This window comes from Paenibacillus sp. EPM92, assembly GCF_016586185.1.
GTDB lineage: Bacteria > Bacillota > Bacilli > Paenibacillales > NBRC-103111 > Paenibacillus_G > Paenibacillus_G validus.
Map to the genome: position 1 here is coordinate 45,619 of NZ_BCPS01000069.1, position 17,545 is coordinate 63,163.

Below are 17,545 nucleotides of genomic sequence, written 5' to 3' on the forward strand. Positions count from 1 at the left end.
TATAACATAACATGAAAGGCTGTCTCAAAAGTGAGCTTTGGAGCTGGAGAGACAGTTTTTTTTAACGGCAAAGCCCCAAACCTGACATTTAAAATGGGATTTTATTGAAATTATATGTTATATATATGTTATTTTTATAAAAAATCACTAAAAAATAATTGTTGATTTTGTAACAAATTCATAAAGATAAAGCGATTGAAAGGTATTATAATAATTCATGTAAATTAATCATTCATTTTAATGTTATGATATATAACATATTTAAGGTGGGTTGGAAGATGAATCATTCTCGGGATACCGCCGATTTCTATCTGTTACGGACCGAAGGCTTAACCAAACGTTTTGGTTCGCTGGTTGTCAATAAAGACATCAATCTGGAGGTGAAACAAGGCTCTATTCACGCCATTCTTGGAGAGAACGGCGCGGGTAAAAGCACTTTAATGAAAATGCTGTACGGGGTATATGCCCCCGATGCAGGCGCCATTTATATGGATGGCGAAGCCGTTTCATTGCATCCTCCCCTTAAGGCGAAGGCAAAAGGCATTGGCATGGTGTTTCAGGATTTTCGTCTGATTCCGGCAATGACTGTATTGGATAATATCGCACTTGCCATGTCGAGTGGTGGTTGGCGCCTTCGGAGAAAGCAGCTTCGTGACAGCATTCTGGGAATTTCCGAAAAGTACGGATTATCGGTTGATCCCGATGCGCATGTATGGCAGCTTGATTTAGGTCAACGCCAGCGTCTTGAAATCGTGAAGGTGCTGCTGATTCCCGGAACGCGCGTGATTATTTTTGACGAACCGACCAGTGTGCTTGTGCCTCAAGAAGTGGAAGCCTTCCTTCAGATGCTGGGTTTGCTTAGACAAGACGGATACGGCATTCTGCTCATTACACATAAGATTAATGAAGTTCTGGCTTGCGCAGATCAGGTAAGCGTTCTGCGCAGCGGTCAAATCACCTATACGGCGAGCCGCGAAGACGGATTGGATGGGAATGTGCTGATTGCGGCAATGATGGGGGCCAAGACGCTGAAGCCAGTGAACAAGCAAACCCAAGATGCCGCACGGGAAAACCCGGTGGTGCTTCAAATCGAACGCGGGACTATCCTGGGAAACCATGGCGAAACGGTGCTTAAGGATATTCAATTGACTTTAAGACAGGGGGAAATTACCGGTGTAGCTGGAATTTCCGGGAGCGGACAACGGGAATTGGCCGAAGTGCTGTTCGGTCTGCGTCATTTAACGTCCGGCAGGCTTACGGTTGACGGGAAAGAGTTAGAAGGCGGCACAAAAGCGTTTATGGAGGCCGGGGTCAGCTTCGTCTCTGAGGATCCGCTCAAGGAATCGGTGATCCCGGGTTTTACTATACTTGAGCATATGGTCTTGGATGGAATTCCGATGAAGCCTAAAGGAGCCGGTATCGATTGGCAGCATGTCCGAAGCTTGCTGGAGGGTAGTGAGGAGGCCCGGGCCCTCGCGTTGGCGGCTGCCGATCGGCGCGCGGATCAGCTTTCCGGAGGAAATGTGCAGCGAATGGTGCTTTCCAGAGCCCTGATCAGAAAGCCCAAAATCCTGATCATCAGTTACCCCAGCCGGGGACTGGACATAGGAACGACGCGTACGATCCAACAGCAGTTGATCACATTAGCGGAGAGAGGAACGGCTGTATTACTGTTTTCGGAGGATTTGGATGAATTGTTCAAATTATCGGACAGGCTGGTTGTTCTTTCCGGCAAACAATTGCGCGGGCCTTATCGTCCGTCGGAAACCGATGCATCAGAAATCGGCTCCCGCATGTTGAAAGGAGAATTGGCATGAAGCAGCAAGCGGATACGGTTGCATTACCCGGGCGGTCCTTTTCGCTCGGCGGCAAATTAAAGCTGTTCGCATTTCAGGTCGGTGTATTGATCGTTCCTTTTATGATCTTTGGCGCGTTCCTGTTGTTTTTCGGTGTAAACCCGGTGCAATTGTACGTTTCGATGGTTCGTTCCACATTCGGGAGCGCCTATGGCTTTGGCGAAGTATTGCTGAAGGCAACGCCGTTCATTTTGACGGGCCTTGCCGCAGCCTTACCGGCCAAAGCGGGTTTGATTAATGTGGGAGGAGAAGGACAACTTGCGATCGGTGCTCTGTTTTCCACATGGTTTGCCGTGTTTTATCTTGACCATTTCCCGGCCTGGGCTGGCCTAACGCTAATGCTCGCCGCCGGCGCTCTGGGAGGGGCGGTCTGGGCTGGAGTCACGGCTATTCTTAAGGTCAAGGGTAAGCTTAATGAAACGATCACCAGCCTGCTGTTGAATTACGTCGCCTCCTTTACCGTCGGATTCTTTGTACACGGATTATTAAAAGATCCGAAATCGTTCAATTGGCCCTTTTCCCCCGAGATTGCGCCTTCCTTGCGGCTGCCGGTTATGGATGGCACGAGGCTTCATGCAGGCATTGCAATCGCGTTTGTTCTGGCGGCAGTCGTTTGGTTCGTCTTGGCGAAGACGCAGCTCGGCTTCCGTATTCGGGTGCTTGGCGGTAACATCTTTGCTGCGGAGCGCGCCGGCTTTAAGGTGAACAAGATGTTTTTTTGGGTGCTGATTGCCGGGGGCGCTTTGGCGGGTATAGCCGGGATGATTGAAATTGCAGGTATTGAAGGCCGCCTTCGCCCAGCGACAGGGGTCAATTACGGGTATCTTGGCTTCTTGGCCGCCTGGATGGCCTGGAATCACCCTCTGCGTCTTATCGTTTCGGCGTTTGTGCTCGGGATGATCAGCGTCGCCGGCAACTCGCTTGAGATTGGTTCCGGACTTCCATCTTCTTCGGTCTATATTTTGATGGCGCTGGTTCTGTTCTTTCTGCTCGGCAGTGGAAGGAGGTTGAATAAATGATAGCGGATATTTTGACAGGGGCATTTCGTTCGGGAACATCTGTCATGCTGGCAAGCCAAGGGGAATTGATCTCGGAACGTGCCGGCGTGATCAATCTGGGGACGGAAGGCTCCATGCTTGCCGGGGCACTCGGAGGATTCGCGGTTACGGCTTGGACCGGCAACCCGTGGCTCGGTACGCTGGCAGGCGGATTATGCGGCTTGCTCATCTCTGCAATCCACGCCTTTCTGGTTCTCACCTGCCATGCCAATCAGCTGGCGACCGGACTAACGATCATGTTTTTCGGTATGGGGCTTACTTCGTTTTTTGGACGGGGATTTGTCAGCAAGCAAATCGTCGGTTTTAATCCGATACCTATCCCTTACTTATCGGATATTCCGTTTCTGGGCCAGATTTTATTCAATCATGATCCGTTAACTTATCTATCCATAGTTCTAGTGCCTTTGTTATGGTATTTGTTGTTTCGTACCCGGCTTGGAGTCATTCTCAGAGCTGCCGGCGAAAGAGAGGAAGTGCTCTTTGCCAACGGATTCAATCCGAAGCTGGTCCGGTATGCAGCCGTATTGGCCGGAGGTTTTTTGGCCGGCATAGGCGGCGCTCAGCTTTCGGTAGCTTATACCCACAGTTGGGTGGAGAATATGGTGCAAGGGCGGGGCGTTGTAGCGGTCGCGCTTGTGATCTTCGCTTCCTGGAAGCCGACAAGGGCGATGCTCGGCGCTTATTTGTTCGGTGCCGCTCAAGCTCTGCAGCTTACCGTTCAGCAGACGCAGCTGCCGATTTCTCCGTTCTTCCTGTTCATGCTGCCTTATCTGCTGACCCTTGCGGCTCTGCTGGTTGTGGAGCTTCGACAGCGAAGCCAAACCCCTGAGGCTCTGGGTAAAGTATTTACCGGAAACTCGGCCGGGTCATGAGGTTTCACTTGAATTTATATATAAAAATGGAGGGAATCACACATGAAATGGAACAAAATGAAGAGCTTTTTGGCATTAACGCTGGCTTCTGTCATTCTTTTGGCCGGCTGCAGCCAACCCGGATCGAATCAAGCGCCAACTAGCGGCAGCGGGGCGGAAGCCGCCAAAAGCGCCGGCTCCGTCACTCCGGGAACTGGCGGGACTGCTGTCGGTTTCATCTTCGTAGGCGCGCGTGATGATTACGGGTATAACCAGGCGGCTTATCTGGGCAGTGAAGCGGTCCAAAAGGCGTTCCCGGATTTAAAAGTGCTGCGGGCCGAGAACGTCCCTGAGACGGCAGAGGCTGAGCGGGTCATGGAGCAGATGATCCAGGAAGGGGCCAAAATTATTTTCCCGACCTCTTACGGACACCTTGATCCTGCGCTGAACGTGGCCAAGCGCCATCCCGAAGTTGCTTTCTTTCATCAGGGGGGTCTGAAAACGGCGGACAATTTGGGTACCTATTTCGGTACGATCTGGGAGCCGATTTATCTTGCCGGTGTTGCAGCGGGCAAAATGTCTAAAACAGGGAAATTGGGTTATATCGTTTCCGTTCCGATTCCCCAGGTGCTGCTGAACGTAAATGCTTTTGAGCTTGGAGCCAAATCGGTAAATCCGGATGCGACGACATCGGTTGTCTTTACGGGAAGCTGGTGTGATCCGGGACAGCAGGCGAATGCGGCCAACTCGCTGATCGACAACGGTGTAGATGTATTGACGCAGCATCAAGATTGTACCAAAACGATCATCGAAACCGCCGAACGCAGAGGCGTCATGTCGGTTGGCTATCATGCGGACGCTTCCTCTCTGGCGCCGAAAGGATGGATTACCGGATCTGTATGGAACTGGCCGGATTTATTCGTAGATATGGTGAAAACCGCTGTCGACGGTAAATTTAAAGGCAGCAAGTACGAAAGTAAATATCGCGGAACCTTGAAAGACAACGTCGTTCAAATGACAGCGCTCGGTGCGGGGGTTCCGGATGATGTGAAAAAGTTTGTGGAAACGAAAAAAACGGAATTGCTTGACGGTACGCTGCAGCCGTTCAAAGGGCCTATTGAAGATCAATCGGGCAAAATTCAAATCAAGGAAGGAGAAATACCGCCCGTTGAAAAATTGGAAGCCGCCGATTATTTAGTGAAGGGCGTCCTCGGAAATATACCGAAATGAGCACCGTAAACCATTTGTACCGTCAGGCCCGGGTAAGGAGCGTGCGGCGAATTTGAAATGGCATAGACAACAAGGACAATCAGGTAGAATAACCGTTCCGTCTTATCCTTATTCATGGCCTTATGACGGGGAGCTTGTCCCCCGGAAAACAGCGCTGCTAGTCATTGATATGCAAAATGATTTTTGCGGAAGAGGCGGCTATGTAGAACGGATGGGGTACGACCCGCATTTAACGGCGCGTACGATTGATCCGATCCGCAGATTGCTTGAGGTCGTTCGGTCCATCCCCGAATTCACCGTCGTTTTTACTAGGGAAGGACACCGGCCGGACCTTTCCGATTTACCGGACAATAAACGGTGGCGCAGCCGGAGAGCGGGTGCGGAGATCGGAAGCGTCGGCCCCTCGGGCCGAATCTTGGTAAGAGACGAGCCCGGTTGGCGGATTGTGACGGAACTTACCCCCTTGCCGGATGAGATTGTTGTGGATAAGCCCGGCAAGGGCGGTTTTTTCGCCACGGATCTTGATCTGATTCTGAGATCGCGCGGAATTACGCATCTGATTCTCACCGGAATCACCACGGACGTCGGCGTTCATACCACGATGCGGGAAGCCAATGATCGCGGGTATGAATGCTTGATACTGGAGGATTGTACCGGCGCAACCGATGTAGGCAACCATGTGGCTGCGCTGAAAATGGCGACGATGCAAGGCGGTGTTTTTGGGGCGGTGTCCAGTTCGGATAAATTAATCGGCACGCTCCTCAGGCTTCATCTGCATAACTCGAACTGAGCATTGGTTCGCCTGCATTCAAAAATTGCCGGAGACGAGGGAAGTCAAATGATGAAACCAACCCTAACGCTGAATGAGTCCCTGCCGTATCCGTTTGTGTTTCGTCCCGACCGGACAGCTCTTGTTGTCATTGACATGCAGAATGATTTTTGCGCACCGGGAGGTTTTGGGGAACGGCTTGGAAATGATATTTCGTCCACACGGTCCATTATCCCGGTCATCTCGCGCGTCATGGCCGCTGCCAGATTCGCCGGCCTGATGATCGTTCATACCCGGGAGGGGCATCTGCCCGATTTGTCCGATTGTCCGCCGTCCAAGCTTAGGCGGAGCCGGAGACAGGGGGCCGGGATTGGAGACGAGGGACCGATGGGGCGAATTCTGATTCGTGGAGAAAGGGGACATGCTATCGTTCCCGAACTCACCCCCGAAGCGGGGGAGATCATAATCGACAAGCCTGGAAAAGGAGCGTTTTTTCAAACGGATTTACAAGCGATTCTTGAAGAAAACCGGATAGAAGCGTTAATTTTATGCGGGGTCACGACACATGTTTGTGTGCATACCACACTCCGGGAAGCGAATGACCGGGGGTATGAATGTCTTGTGCTGGAAGATGCAACAGCCGCCTTTGATCCTGAAGATCATGCGGCTGCACTGCGGATGATTTGGCAGCAGGGCGGAATTTTCGGGTGGACGTCGATGTCGGAGCCGGTTGTAAAAAGCCTGCGAAACGCTTGACAACGACTGCATTGAAAACAGACACGAAGTGCGCACCGGGAGGAATAAACGATGGAAAAGGAAGCTGTGTACGGCTTTACTGTAAAAGATCTTTTCTCGATCCCTCATTTCAAGGAGGCTGTTCTTCTTGGGGGACGGTCCGGCTTGGAGCAGACGATAAGCAGAATCAATGTGATGGAAGTTCCCGATGTGATTAATTGGGTAAAGCCTGGCGAGTTCTTAATGACAACGGGGTATCCCTTAAAACATAATCCGGAATTGTTTGTCACCTTAATTGAGCAGCTTGTGCAAAAGGGCGTAGTCGCTCTGGGCATCAAGACGAAACGATTTATAGACACCGTGCCCGACTCGGCTGTGAAGGCTGCCGAGTTTCATGGACTCCCCTTAATCGAGCTTCCCCCGGATACCGCATTTTCCGATGTTGTCCGCGAAGTGATGGAACGCGTTCTCGTCACGGAAGTAAGGCAGCTAACGCTTCTTCAAAGCCGGGTCCAACGCCTGTCCCAAGTGCTATTGCACGGGGATGGGCTTCATGCGTTTTTACACCATCTGCAGCTTCTCATTCAAAACCCGGTTGTATTGCTGGACCCGGGCAATCGCTGGATGGCTTCACCTTCAGCTGAGCATTTATGCAGGCAGGTAGACGAGGCCGGATGGGAGAGACTCAGGGAGGACCGAACCCTTGAAACCAGTTTCATCCAGGCAGGGGAGCAAATGATTCGCGTATACATTACATCGGTGCCCGATGGACAAGTGCAGCAGCCGTCTCTTTTGCTGATGCTGGAGCAGCAAAGCGAATACGGAATTGTCGATACGTTGACGATGAACTGGGCCAGCGAGCTAATCGGCTTTGAAATAAACAACTCGCAAGTCAGGAAGAAAATTGAGGCCAAGTATATCGACCAATTTCTGCAGGATTGGATAGCCGGGCGCATCGTTTCCCCCGCGGATTTGCGGATGAGGGCAGAAGCATGCGGACGCCCGTTCATCGAGGGATCGTCCTTTTTGGTAGGCGTCGTAACCTTTCATGAACGAAAGCCGGAGGTGAGCGACCTTCAGGAAATAGCCCGAAGATTAAACTGGGATGCCGCCGGTAAAAAAGATATGATTTGGACGGTTCTCGAAGAGAGCTTAGTCGTCCTTATCACGTTGATAAACAGCGGTGAGAAGGATCAGAAATGGAGAAAAGATGCGCTGGGAGACGTATGGTCTCTGCTGCGCCCCAAACTTCTGGAGAAGCGCGCGACATTATGCTTGGGCCGGGAGGCTCAAGATCAAAGCGGTGTACCGGCCAGCTTTCGCGAAGCCAAACGCGCAGCGGAAGTATGCCGTGAAAGCCATGTGAATGATGCGATTGTTCATTATCGCGATTTAGGCATATATCTTTTGCTGTACCGCTTGCAAGGAACCGAGGAACTGGAGGAATATAAGCGAATTTTTTTACAGCCGCTAATCGAATATGACCGTAAGCATCAAGGCTCGCTTTTACAAACATTGCGAACTTATTTTCTTAGTAATTGCAATGTAAAAGAAACTGCGGAGCGTTTGTTTATTCACTATAATACCGTCAATTACCGGATCGAACGAATACGCAACGAGCTTGGATTTCATCTTGATGATCCGGAAACGAGGCTGCAGCTGCAAATTGCCGTCAAATTGGACGGATTAAATGGATAGAGGGCAGCAGGCATGCAAAAAAGCGCAGTCTATCCATTCGATAGAGCTGCGCCTGAGGAACTATTGCCAACTCCGGTTCAGGAAGGCTTTCGTTCGGTCAAACCGGGGAGTTGTAAAGAGCTGCTCCGGATGGCCGGTTTCGATGATCTCTCCATGATCCATGAACATTACCTGATTGGCCACTTCCTTGGCGAATCCCATTTCATGCGTCACGACAATCATCGTCATATGCTCTTCGGCGAGACTCTTCATCACCTGCAGTACCTCGCCGGTCAATTCCGGATCGAGGGCGGAGGTGGGTTCATCGAACAGCAGGATCTCGGGATTCATCATTAGCGCCCGGGCAATGGCGACACGTTGCTTTTGGCCGCCCGAGAGCTTGGCCGGGTAAGCCGACGCCCGTTCGGCGAGACCTACCTTTTCCAGCAGCCCGGTGCTTCGTCTGCGAAGTTCCGCACTCGGCTCTCTTTTGACCATTTTGGGAGCGAGCTCCAGATTTTCCTGGACCGTGAGGTGCGGGAACAGATTGAAATGCTGGAACACCATGCCCATCTTGGAGGTGATCCGCTTGATCTCCTGAGGCTTGGAGTAGACCCCGTCCTTGACAAGATAGTCTCCGGCTACGTTGATGCTGCCGCCATTAATCTGTTCGAGATGAACCAGACTTCGGAGCATCGTGCTTTTCCCGGATCCGGAGGGGCCAATCACCGCAACCACATCGTTTTTATTTACTTGAAATGTAATCTGCTTCAGCACATCCAGCGTGCCGAATGATTTTTTGAGGTTGGTTACTTCAATGATAGCCACGTTCGCCATTCCTTTTATTCAAATTTAAATCTTTGTTCCAGCCATTTGAAGAGTGCGGTTAGCAAGAGCGTCATGAGCAGATAAATCATACCGGCTATAAAGAAAGGCACGATCGTAAAGTCCCGGTTCACTGCCGTCTGGGCAAAGTGCAGCAGTTCCGGAACGGCAACGGCATACAGAAGCGCGGTATCCTTGATCAGCGTAATCGACTCGTTGGACACTGCAGGCAGTGCAACGCGGAACATTTGAGGCAGAATAATTCGTGTCATGGTCTGCCATTTGTTCAAACCCAGCACCTGTGAGGCCTCATATTGGCCTTTATCAATCGCCAGCAGACCGCCGCGGAAGATCTCGGCAAAATACGCCGCATAGTTCAAGATAAAGCCCAGGCATGCAGCGGTAAACCGGTCCAGCACCAGATATTCGCCGACCAGCGGCAGCATCGGCAGCCCGAAGCAGATAAAGAGCAGCTGCAGAAGCAGCGGCGTCCCGCGCATGATGTAGATATAGGAATGGGCGAGCCAAGCGATAGACTTGATGCTGCTTTTTACAGCTAGCGTGAGCACGAAGCCCAGCGGAATGGATACCACAATGGCGATTAGAAACAAGAGGACCGTCATTTGGGCCCCTTGCAGCATCGGCTTGATCATGGTGGTGATGTAATCTGCGGACATGAAGAAATTCCCCCAAAAACAAAACAGGATTTCCGAGAAGAAATCCGGCTTGCCTGATCATCATTCGGTTTTGTTTACTTTAATACTTTGTCTTCGCCAAACCATTTTTGCGAGATTTTCGACGCGGTGCCGTCCTGGTTCATTTCGTCAAGCGCTTTTTGCAGCTTCTGAAGCAGGGCGTCGTTGCCTTTCTTTACGCCGATTCCGTACTCTTCCGGAGCAAGAGATTCACTGAGCAGCTTGAAGGTGCCCGTTTCCTTGGCCATATAATACTTAATCACGACCTCATCAATGACCACCGCATCGACACGGCCGATCTTCAGATCGCTCAGGGCGAGGACGTTATCCGAGAACTCCGTAACGGTTTTGATCCTGGATTTGATAGGGTGGTCATTCAAGGCATCTGCTGCGGAAGAAAGCGATTGAAGCCCTACAACCTTGCCTGCCAGATCATCGAGCTTGGTCAGGTTGGATTTTGCCAATGTCACAACCACCTGCGCATTTTTGAGATAGGGCTTGGTGAAGAGGACTTTCTCTTTGCGCTCGTCCGTAATCGTATATCCGTTCCAGATCAGATCGATCCGCCCGCTGCTCAGCTCGGATTCTTTTGTTTTCCAGTCGATAGGTTGAAATTCCACCGTGGTGCCCATTTTCTCGGCAGCCGCTTTGGCATAGTCGATATCAAACCCGACGATCTCATTCTTCTCATCCCGGAACCCCATCGGTGCAAATTTGTCGTCAATGCCAATCACCAGTTTGTTGTCCTCGCCAACCGAGCCCTTCGAACCGGAGCATCCTGCAAGGAGGGAGAGCGATGCTGTGATAACCATAACCATAGTTGCCAAACGTTTCATCGAATGAAAAACCACCTTTTACTAAGTATCCATTGCTTTATTGCGTTACCACTTTATCAAGAATTATATGATATCACACTCTTATAAATAGTGTCGATAGTTGATAATGAATGTCATATATTTCCTGATGTTTAAATGGGGACGAGTAGGGAACCGGAAAAATGAATTGTAGTATATAGATAGGAAAAGGATCGGATGGGGGCGGATTGAAAGACTAAATAAAATAATTAATCAAACATTGTCATATTAAGGGGCGTAAATATTCCGTAGCTGACTGGAGGAATTGACATGGCCGAAGACAACGCAGCAAACAACAAAAGCCATCCCGTAGGATGGCTTTCTCACGCAGCTTGCTGAGGATTAATTAAAAAACGTCACTAACTGTTTCTTTATTTCTTCGTTGGACCCGCCGACAACGGTTTGGATTTGCGGTTTGTCGAACAGCGCCTGGATTTGCTCGGGGTAGGTCTGACTGATATTGCGCAGCCGGATGGCTTCGTCGAACTTCGCCGGGTGGGCGGTTGACAGAACAACCGTGACCTCTCCCTCCGCCGCTAGCTTGTCGGATGCTGCTGCGCCGCAGGCGGTATGCGGATCCAGCAGATAACTGTACTTCTCATAATACGCACTGATGGTGTTTAGGCATTCTTCGTTCTCCACGCTGTAGGCCGAGAAGTCGGCTTGCACTCGCTTCAATACGTCTCCGGTGATGACGATGCGGCCTTCCGCTTTGAACTGCGCCATGAGAGAGGTCACGGTGTCAGCGTCCTCTCCATACAGGTAAAACAAATATCGCTCGAAGTTACTTGCTACTTGAATGTCCATGGACGGACTGTATGTTCCTCGGAAAGCGCCCGGTTGATATACGCCTTCATTCACAAAGCGTGCCAAGATGTTGTTCTCGTTCGTCGCCAAGATCAGTTTATGGATGGGAAGTCCCATTCTTTGAGCCAGGTAACCGGCAAATATATCGCCGAAGTTCCCTGTCGGTACGCTGAAGCTGATCTTATCGGCATGCTCTTTGTTCGCTACCTGGAAGTAAGCATAGAAGTAGTACACCGTCTGTGCGAGAATCCGGGCAATATTAATGGAATTGATGGCACGCAGGTGGTACCGGTGTTTGAAACTAACGTCGGCGAATAGTTCCTTAATGATTCGTTGGCAGTCATCAAAGGTGCCTTCCACGGCGAGGTTAAGCACGTTGGCGTCATTGACCGTGGTCATCTGAAGTTCCTGCACCTTGCTCACCTTCTGGTGTGGATGCAAGATACAGATGCGGATTCCTTCTTTGCCGCGCACGCCCTCGATCGCCGAAGCGCCTGTGTCACCCGACGTCGCTCCAAGAATGTGGATGATGGAGTTCGTTTTACGGGAGACGTAGGAATACAGATTGCCAAGAAATTGTAACGCGACATCCTTGAAGGCGAAGGTTGGGCCATGGAACAGTTCCAACACATATCGACCGTTGTCGAGCCGGCGTACGGGTGTTACATCCTCGTGGCGGAATGTCGCATAACTGTCGTCGACCAGTTTCTTCAGATCCGCACGTGGAATTTCATTGTTTACATATAAGGAGAACACCTCTAGGGCGAGCTCCGGATAAGTGAGTTTCTGCCATTGTTTAAGGGTATCGTCCGATAATTGCGGAATGTGCTCAGGCACGAGCAAGCCGCCGTCGTCGGCCAGTCCCATCAGAATCGCGTCGATAAATCCTGTGGGGGATACTTGTCCCCGGGTGCTGATATATTTCATAAATGATCCCCTTTTGCTATTGAGTTAGTATTATTGTAACTTATATGGGGTCCAGTGGTCGACAAAAAATTTGCCGTTACAGACAGTTAGGAGAATTCGAATCGCAGTAAACGAGTAAACTTAGCATATTCGGGGGTATATTTCCCTTAGATTATGTGACAGAAAATATAGGCATCCTACTGACATTGACAGTCAAAAAAAAATCCGATATAGTAATTTTATCCATTATGTAAGCGCATACAATCATAGATTATATTTAAGTATATAGACTATTTTAGGGGGGGATGGACGGTGAATGAAAAGAATGAATTACTCGATTATTGGGTAAAACTTGCGCCTAAAATAAAAGAGGGAATTCCTTTTGATGTGATGATTGGAGTAACCGATACCGAAAAGTTTCTATTATATCTTCCTGCTTCAAACCTGAACCTTGGTGCTATTGACGGGATGGCTGTTCCAGAAGGCGATGCTATTTATTTAGCTATGAAGTCCAATAAAGCACAAATGGTTAGTGTGCCTAAAGAGGCTTTTGGCATTGCTTTTAAAGCAAAGAGTGTACCCATCACAGATGAGCATGGAAAAGTTATTGGGGGTTTTGGAATCGGTATCAGTTTGGAAAATCAACAAAAACTAAGTTCTGTAGCTCAGCATTTCGCCTCTACTTCGGAAGAAATTGCTGCATCTACCCAAGAGCTTTCTTCCTCGGCTCTCGAGTTAGCTAATTTTATGGAATTATTGGGAACTGCGCAAAAAGAAATGAGCGAACAAGTTGATAAAACGGCAAAGATCTTAACATTCATCAACTCAGTCGCAGGGAAGTCTAAAATTCTTGGTTTAAACGCAGGTATTGAAGCAGCTAGAGCAGGGGAACATGGAAGAGGCTTTGCCGTTGTTGCCAAAGAAATTAGAAGCCTTGCTGAAGATAGTGCCAGATCGGTAGATGAAATCCGTGGTATACTCCGTTTACTCAATCAAAAAGTAGAATTTATCGCTAATTCAGTGAAAAAAGCAACTGAAATCTCACACAAGCAGTCGGCTGCGACAGGAGAAATTTCCTCCGCAATTCATGGGTTGGTCACTTCAGCTGAAGATATAGAAGAATTATCCAGGCTGTTATAAGTGAATTTTCATAGTAGACAAACCTTTTTGCTAACGAAGAACGATAGCTCAATAACAGCGGCAGTCCAGGTTTCCGTGAATAGATTGTTGCTGCTGGAGGGATCTGCTATGATTTGGATAGTACGCTTGTTTGCAAAGGTTGAATACAAAGTCGGTCGTCGAGCGCGAATTTAAAAATGTGAACAAAGATGTCATCGTGGACTTTACGTATGCTTCTTTACCGGCAGTTACATTGACCGGACAGGAGATCCGGTTTAACCCCGAAACCGAGGAAGGGCTCGGGAGGGTGTCTGCATTTGTAGCCGGATTTGTGGGAAATTGGATAACGCCGAACGGAGTGGACCGCTTGTATAACGTGACGCTCAACAACTCCAGATTTCCGGAGGAGGACATCCGTTACTTTTCCGGTTTTTCGGCAGGCTCTTCGAACGAGCGGGAAAGCGGCGAGCTGGCTTTACTGGAGCTCCCCGCGTCCCAATATGCGGTTTTCCACTATAAAGAAGGCATGGGCAGCGTATTTCAGACCGCCATTCATGACTTGTATAAATCGATCAGCGTGTCCAAACTGATGCTGAACCCGGTCGGCATGGACTTTATGGAGGTTTATGAGAGCGATTATGCAGAAACCGGGGCCTTTTACATTTATGTTCCGATTGTTTAAATGCCCGGCGCTGGCCGGGCTTTTTCTTTGGCTATGTTAAATTTTGTTGTTGATTTTGGGGACCAAAAAGAAAACCGCCAACTGAAAAGGCGGTTAATCAACTATAGATATCCGTTTGTTGAATGAAAATCCATTACCGAATGTTCTATTAGGCAATCGGTGTACCATTCTTAACTGGTTCATCTGGTTTTAATAGTACAACATCACCTTCCTCTGGAACACCTCCAATTACCAACACTTCAGATTCAAAACCAGCAATTCGCCTTACTGGAAAATTTACTATTGCGACCACTTGATTACCTATAAGTTGTTCTGGTTCATATCTTCTCGTTATTTGAGCAGAAGAGCGTTTGATACCGATTTCACCAAAATCAATTTCTAATTTTATTGCAGGTTTTCGTGCTTCTGGAAAAGGTTCTGCTTTAGTCACAGTACCTATACGGATATCTAACTTTAAAAAATCGTCAATTGTTGCCACGACGTGTATTCACTCCACCTTTTATAGATTACTTTACTTTAACTTTCTTACCCGTTTAATTGAGACAAAAGAAGTTTGTCGAAGCTTGGTGTTTGTCTCTTTTACAGTAAGCAGGCAAGAGGTGACCAACATATTTTTCTTATTCGACGTTGTGTTCTCATATTCCTTGCTGTCTAAGCAGCGGAACCAAGCCAAATAATGTTGCAAATACTTGGTTGCAACACCATTAAAACGGTCGATCCAACGTTTCAAACGATTATGATAGCTGGTTTACATTCTGAATGCGGTAAACTCCTTTAACACGTTGTTTTCCATCGGACTTAAAGCGGTAATGGTCTAAGCCTTTCGAATTCGCATAGGAACTAAATGCCCTCCACGAATCAGTACAAAGTACATTTGACTCAGTTAAATGACTGCCAATAGCCTCATCCAATTTCATTGTCCGAATTCGTTCACGCCCAAGTACGCCAGAAAAAGTCATCTTCTGACGGTCACGAGCAACCAACACACATATTTGGTCATTACTGATGCCACAATACTTAGCTTTGCCACCACGTTTACGAGGCTTGCGGTCAGAGATATCCTATATGATTATACCCATTATTGTAGAACAATTGTTCGTGTATATCAAAAAACATAGCCTTTTCTTTTGAAAGGAATGAATTGCTGTAAAGAATGTCAAGAAGCGGGGAAAACGGAACGGTATGCTGAAGTCAAATCAAATTGGCTTTGGAAGAAAAGGAGAGTAAACATGAGTACTGCTTGGCATATCTGTAAAGGCGAAACAAACTTCGTAGGCAAAAATCAAGATGTTATTTATGACGGGGTGTATATGTACACCAACCAGAGAGGGCTCGCCAAAACGGCATTCATCCTGCCGCCGGATCAGCCGACATCTTGGGTGTCCATATATGGAAACTTGACCGTATCCCAAATCGGGAAGGAGTGCCCGAACGGCGGCATGAATGAGGAGGGACTCGTTGTCGAACAAACGACTCTATGGCAAGCCGCGTATCCGGCCCCGGATGAGAGGCCGGCGGTATCGGAGCTTCAATGGATTCAATATATGCTCGATACGTGTGCGACAGTTGGCGAAGTGCTGGAGGCAGCCTCCCGGGTTCGCATTGCCCAGAACCAATCGCATCTGCACTATATGGTGTGCGACAAGCGGGGAGACCGGGCGATCATCGAATTTCTGAATGGCGAAATGGCTGTGTACAAGGATGCCTCGCTTCCATGTCCCGTTATGGCTAATTCCCTGTACCAGGAAACGATTCGTACCAGGCATGAGCCGGCCGAGCAGGAGGAAGCGACCGGGGATTACGAAGCCAACTCCATGCACCGGTTCCGTAAGGCAGACCAATGGATTGCCAATAAGTTTGAGCTTCCGTCGATCAGCATCGAGGACGCATTCGAAGGGCTGCGGGAGATGCGCAGACCGGATACGGTGTTTAGTCTCGTGTACGATTTGAACCGAATGGAGATTCATTTTACGACAAGCCGTAATCCGGTATGTACAACCGTAAGAGTGACGGATTTCGACTATAGCGCCAGTTTGCCGGGCCATATACTTAACATGCAGCTTGTTCACGACCGTGGAAGCCGAATCGCTCACTTCGACCGTTACAGTGCAGCGGCTAACAAGCAGGCGGTCAGCGGCTTTTTTAAAGATCCGATTCTGACGGAGGTGTTCGGCTGGAGCATCACGGAAGAGATGATCGACTTTATCGCGACCTATCCGGACGCTTTCAAGAAAATATAGGGGAGGAATTAAAGGAGTCAAGCCCGCTATATAGATTTCATCCAGCATCTCGTGAATCACGGGACGTACCATCGAGGGAATGTCACCGCCATGCTCAGGCAGCTAGGACATCCTGGTACGGGTTGTAAAGCGTTGAGGCAAGAAACAGCCTGGACCTCATGTCCCAGGCAGTATCTTGAGATTGACAAAGATCAGCTGTTCAGTAAAAATTAAGTATAAGACAGAAAAATAAGTTACTGGACGGTAAGTAACGGAGAACAATAGCTCAATTAACGATGCAGCCTGCCGCGGATCCAACCGGGCAGGCTGCACAATTTCCATGAGTTTACAAAGTCTAGATTAGAGTTACGAAAAATCAATACTGGAGGGGTTATGAACACACTTGCAGTGAAAGGCAACAGGTGGAGGAAACGTTTGCTGGTTTTTATTTTTGCTTTAATGATTTTTAGTTTTTTTGCCTGGTATTCACGTACAACACACACTGGAGAAGTAGCAACTGTAGTAAAGGTAAACGAAAGAAATATTGAAATAAGGAATCTTGAAGGTCGCAGCACGGTGATTTCATTACCAAAGGGTGTCAGTAAGTTAATTAATGAGAATGAAGAGTATTTTATTCAATATGAGAAACGAAGATGGGGACAACCAAGTCTAATTTCAATTGAACCAAACCCAGGTTAATGTAAAATGATTACACTATCGAAGAACTATAGCTGAATCATTCATTTCGAGCAGGTTGCCGCGGCAGCCTGCTTATTTATATTAAACAGGGGCAGTAGAGCAGGAACGTAGTAAAAAGTAATTGCAACATCAAATGTTAAAACATGGGGTATCATAGGTGTGGATGAAGTGTAATGCTCTAATAGTATTGGCGGGGGTATTAGCTTGAAACACCTAATGTACATGATTGCCATTATTGTTACGTTAACTTGCTTTAACGTACAAACTGTCCGCGCTTTTGATGGAGCTGAGGTGTTTGATATTGAGAAAGGTGAGGTTGTCCAAACAATAAACAACCCTACAAATTTGCAAAGTGAAGTTGAGAAATGGTTATCTTCTGTTACTGGACCCGTTGGATCATTCAAAATTGAGCCAGATAACGGGATCGGGATAAAGATTGAACTCGCTCCCCCTTTGAAAATAAGCAATCAATGGATAATTGGGACAGTTACTCAGGTAGTATTGTTTGTTAGTCGGACGGAGACGTACTATCCAACTCTATTCATATTCACAAAGGAGAATAA

17 protein-coding genes and 2 pseudogenes are annotated in these 17,545 nt (G+C 48.5%); 13 read left to right on the forward strand and 6 right to left on the reverse strand.

The genetic code is table 11. The annotated features are described in order from the left end of the window. Positions 1-278 precede the first annotated feature (278 nt). From JMF85_RS16240 to JMF85_RS16270, 7 genes are read left to right on the forward strand one after another with little or no spacing between them, the layout of a single operon-like run. Entirely contained in the window at positions 279-1,817 is a 1,539-nt protein-coding gene (locus tag JMF85_RS16240; protein WP_164751688.1) for an ABC transporter ATP-binding protein, read from the forward strand. Continuing rightward, complete coding sequence (locus JMF85_RS16245; RefSeq protein ID WP_155614293.1) at positions 1,814-2,875, forward strand: ABC transporter permease; 1,062 nt, start codon at positions 1,814-1,816, stop codon at positions 2,873-2,875. The genes JMF85_RS16240 and JMF85_RS16245 overlap by 4 nt, the downstream gene beginning before the upstream one ends. Continuing rightward, positions 2,872-3,786, forward strand: coding sequence for an ABC transporter permease (locus tag JMF85_RS16250; RefSeq protein ID WP_201318521.1), 915 nt, complete (start codon positions 2,872-2,874; stop codon positions 3,784-3,786). Before JMF85_RS16245 ends, JMF85_RS16250 begins: the two co-directional genes overlap by 4 nt. A 42-nt stretch (positions 3,787-3,828) precedes the next feature. Beyond that, entirely contained in the window at positions 3,829-4,995 is a 1,167-nt protein-coding gene (locus tag JMF85_RS16255; protein WP_201318522.1) for a BMP family ABC transporter substrate-binding protein, read from the forward strand. Positions 4,996-5,047: 52 nt separating this feature from the next. Then, positions 5,048-5,785 carry a biuret amidohydrolase gene (gene biuH / locus JMF85_RS16260; protein WP_236595873.1) on the forward strand — a complete coding sequence of 246 codons (738 nt, stop codon included), beginning with the start codon at positions 5,048-5,050 and terminating at the stop codon, positions 5,783-5,785. Between the two features lie 48 nt (positions 5,786-5,833). Continuing rightward, positions 5,834-6,520 (forward strand): cysteine hydrolase family protein, encoded by a 687-nt coding sequence (locus tag JMF85_RS16265; RefSeq protein WP_196426864.1) that lies wholly within the window; start codon positions 5,834-5,836, stop codon positions 6,518-6,520. A 51-nt stretch (positions 6,521-6,571) separates the two neighbouring features. Next, the gene (locus tag JMF85_RS16270) at positions 6,572-8,197 is read left to right on the forward strand and encodes a PucR family transcriptional regulator (RefSeq protein WP_127604280.1); all 1,626 of its coding nucleotides are present in this window, start codon (positions 6,572-6,574) and stop codon (positions 8,195-8,197) included. 60 nt (positions 8,198-8,257) lie between these two features. Here JMF85_RS16270 and JMF85_RS16275 read toward each other — a convergent pair whose 3' ends face one another. The 4 genes from JMF85_RS16275 to thrC form a co-directional block, all read right to left on the reverse strand. Next, the gene (locus JMF85_RS16275) at positions 8,258-9,004 is read right to left on the reverse strand and encodes an amino acid ABC transporter ATP-binding protein (RefSeq protein ID WP_141333973.1); all 747 of its coding nucleotides are present in this window, start codon (positions 9,002-9,004) and stop codon (positions 8,258-8,260) included. A gap of 14 nt (positions 9,005-9,018) precedes the next feature. After that, positions 9,019-9,678, reverse strand: a complete 660-nt coding sequence (locus JMF85_RS16280; RefSeq protein ID WP_054799498.1) for an amino acid ABC transporter permease — start codon at positions 9,676-9,678, stop codon at positions 9,019-9,021. Between the two features lie 74 nt (positions 9,679-9,752). Further along, positions 9,753-10,532: an amino acid ABC transporter substrate-binding protein gene (locus JMF85_RS16285; RefSeq protein WP_127604277.1), complete on the reverse strand. Its 780-nt coding sequence runs from the start codon at positions 10,530-10,532 to the stop codon at positions 9,753-9,755. 360 nt (positions 10,533-10,892) lie between these two features. Further along, on the reverse strand, positions 10,893-12,284 hold the full coding sequence (thrC, locus tag JMF85_RS16290) for a threonine synthase (RefSeq protein ID WP_127604275.1): 1,392 nt from the start codon (positions 12,282-12,284) through the stop codon (positions 10,893-10,895). Positions 12,285-12,575: 291 nt separating this feature from the next. Here thrC and JMF85_RS16295 point away from each other — a divergent pair, with 291 nt between their 5' ends. Together JMF85_RS16295 and JMF85_RS16300 are read left to right on the forward strand one after the other, a co-directional pair. Further along, the gene (locus JMF85_RS16295; RefSeq protein ID WP_127604273.1) at positions 12,576-13,403 is read left to right on the forward strand and encodes a methyl-accepting chemotaxis protein; all 828 of its coding nucleotides are present in this window, start codon (positions 12,576-12,578) and stop codon (positions 13,401-13,403) included. A gap of 130 nt (positions 13,404-13,533) precedes the next feature. After that, on the forward strand, positions 13,534-14,064 hold the full coding sequence (locus tag JMF85_RS16300; RefSeq protein ID WP_201318523.1) for a GyrI-like domain-containing protein: 531 nt from the start codon (positions 13,534-13,536) through the stop codon (positions 14,062-14,064). Positions 14,065-14,212: 148 nt separating this feature from the next. Here the strand turns inward: JMF85_RS16300 and csaA are convergent, their stop codons facing one another. Then, positions 14,213-14,542 (reverse strand): chaperone CsaA, encoded by a 330-nt coding sequence (gene csaA, locus JMF85_RS16305; protein WP_201318524.1) that lies wholly within the window; start codon positions 14,540-14,542, stop codon positions 14,213-14,215. 33 nt (positions 14,543-14,575) lie between these two features. After that, positions 14,576-15,125 (reverse strand): annotated as a pseudogene (locus tag JMF85_RS28090) (IS1595 family transposase); the annotation flags it as partial. 168 nt (positions 15,126-15,293) lie between these two features. Between JMF85_RS28090 and JMF85_RS16310 the strand changes: the two are divergent. From JMF85_RS16310 to JMF85_RS28100, 4 genes and pseudogenes are all read left to right on the forward strand, one after another. Continuing rightward, positions 15,294-16,304 (forward strand): linear amide C-N hydrolase, encoded by a 1,011-nt coding sequence (locus JMF85_RS16310; RefSeq protein WP_201318525.1) that lies wholly within the window; start codon positions 15,294-15,296, stop codon positions 16,302-16,304. A gap of 27 nt (positions 16,305-16,331) precedes the next feature. Then, a pseudogene (locus JMF85_RS28095) lies at positions 16,332-16,517 on the forward strand (DinB family protein); the annotation flags it as partial. A gap of 159 nt (positions 16,518-16,676) precedes the next feature. Continuing rightward, positions 16,677-16,982, forward strand: coding sequence for a hypothetical protein (locus JMF85_RS16320; RefSeq protein WP_201318526.1), 306 nt, complete (start codon positions 16,677-16,679; stop codon positions 16,980-16,982). Positions 16,983-17,186: 204 nt separating this feature from the next. Then, a partial coding sequence (locus tag JMF85_RS28100) for a hypothetical protein (protein ID WP_236595874.1) occupies positions 17,187-17,545 on the forward strand: 359 nt, incomplete at its 3' end.

Bases quoted from the DNA above. Each gene is read 5' to 3' on its own strand.
- JMF85_RS16240 (WP_164751688.1), top strand. From the start codon at position 279: ATGAATCATTCTCGGGATACCGCCGATTTCTATCTGTTACGGACCGAA.
- JMF85_RS16245 (WP_155614293.1), top strand. From the start codon at position 1,814: ATGAAGCAGCAAGCGGATACGGTTGCATTACCCGGGCGGTCCTTTTCG.
- JMF85_RS16250 (WP_201318521.1), top strand. From the start codon at position 2,872: ATGATAGCGGATATTTTGACAGGGGCATTTCGTTCGGGAACATCTGTC.
- JMF85_RS16255 (WP_201318522.1), top strand. From the start codon at position 3,829: ATGAAATGGAACAAAATGAAGAGCTTTTTGGCATTAACGCTGGCTTCT.
- JMF85_RS16265 (WP_196426864.1), top strand. From the start codon at position 5,834: ATGATGAAACCAACCCTAACGCTGAATGAGTCCCTGCCGTATCCGTTT.
- JMF85_RS16270 (WP_127604280.1), top strand. From the start codon at position 6,572: ATGGAAAAGGAAGCTGTGTACGGCTTTACTGTAAAAGATCTTTTCTCG.
- JMF85_RS16280 (WP_054799498.1), bottom strand. From the start codon at position 9,678: ATGTCCGCAGATTACATCACCACCATGATCAAGCCGATGCTGCAAGGG.
- JMF85_RS16285 (WP_127604277.1), bottom strand. From the start codon at position 10,532: ATGAAACGTTTGGCAACTATGGTTATGGTTATCACAGCATCGCTCTCC.
- thrC (WP_127604275.1), bottom strand. From the start codon at position 12,284: ATGAAATATATCAGCACCCGGGGACAAGTATCCCCCACAGGATTTATC.
- JMF85_RS16310 (WP_201318525.1), top strand. From the start codon at position 15,294: ATGAGTACTGCTTGGCATATCTGTAAAGGCGAAACAAACTTCGTAGGC.
- JMF85_RS16320 (WP_201318526.1), top strand. From the start codon at position 16,677: ATGAACACACTTGCAGTGAAAGGCAACAGGTGGAGGAAACGTTTGCTG.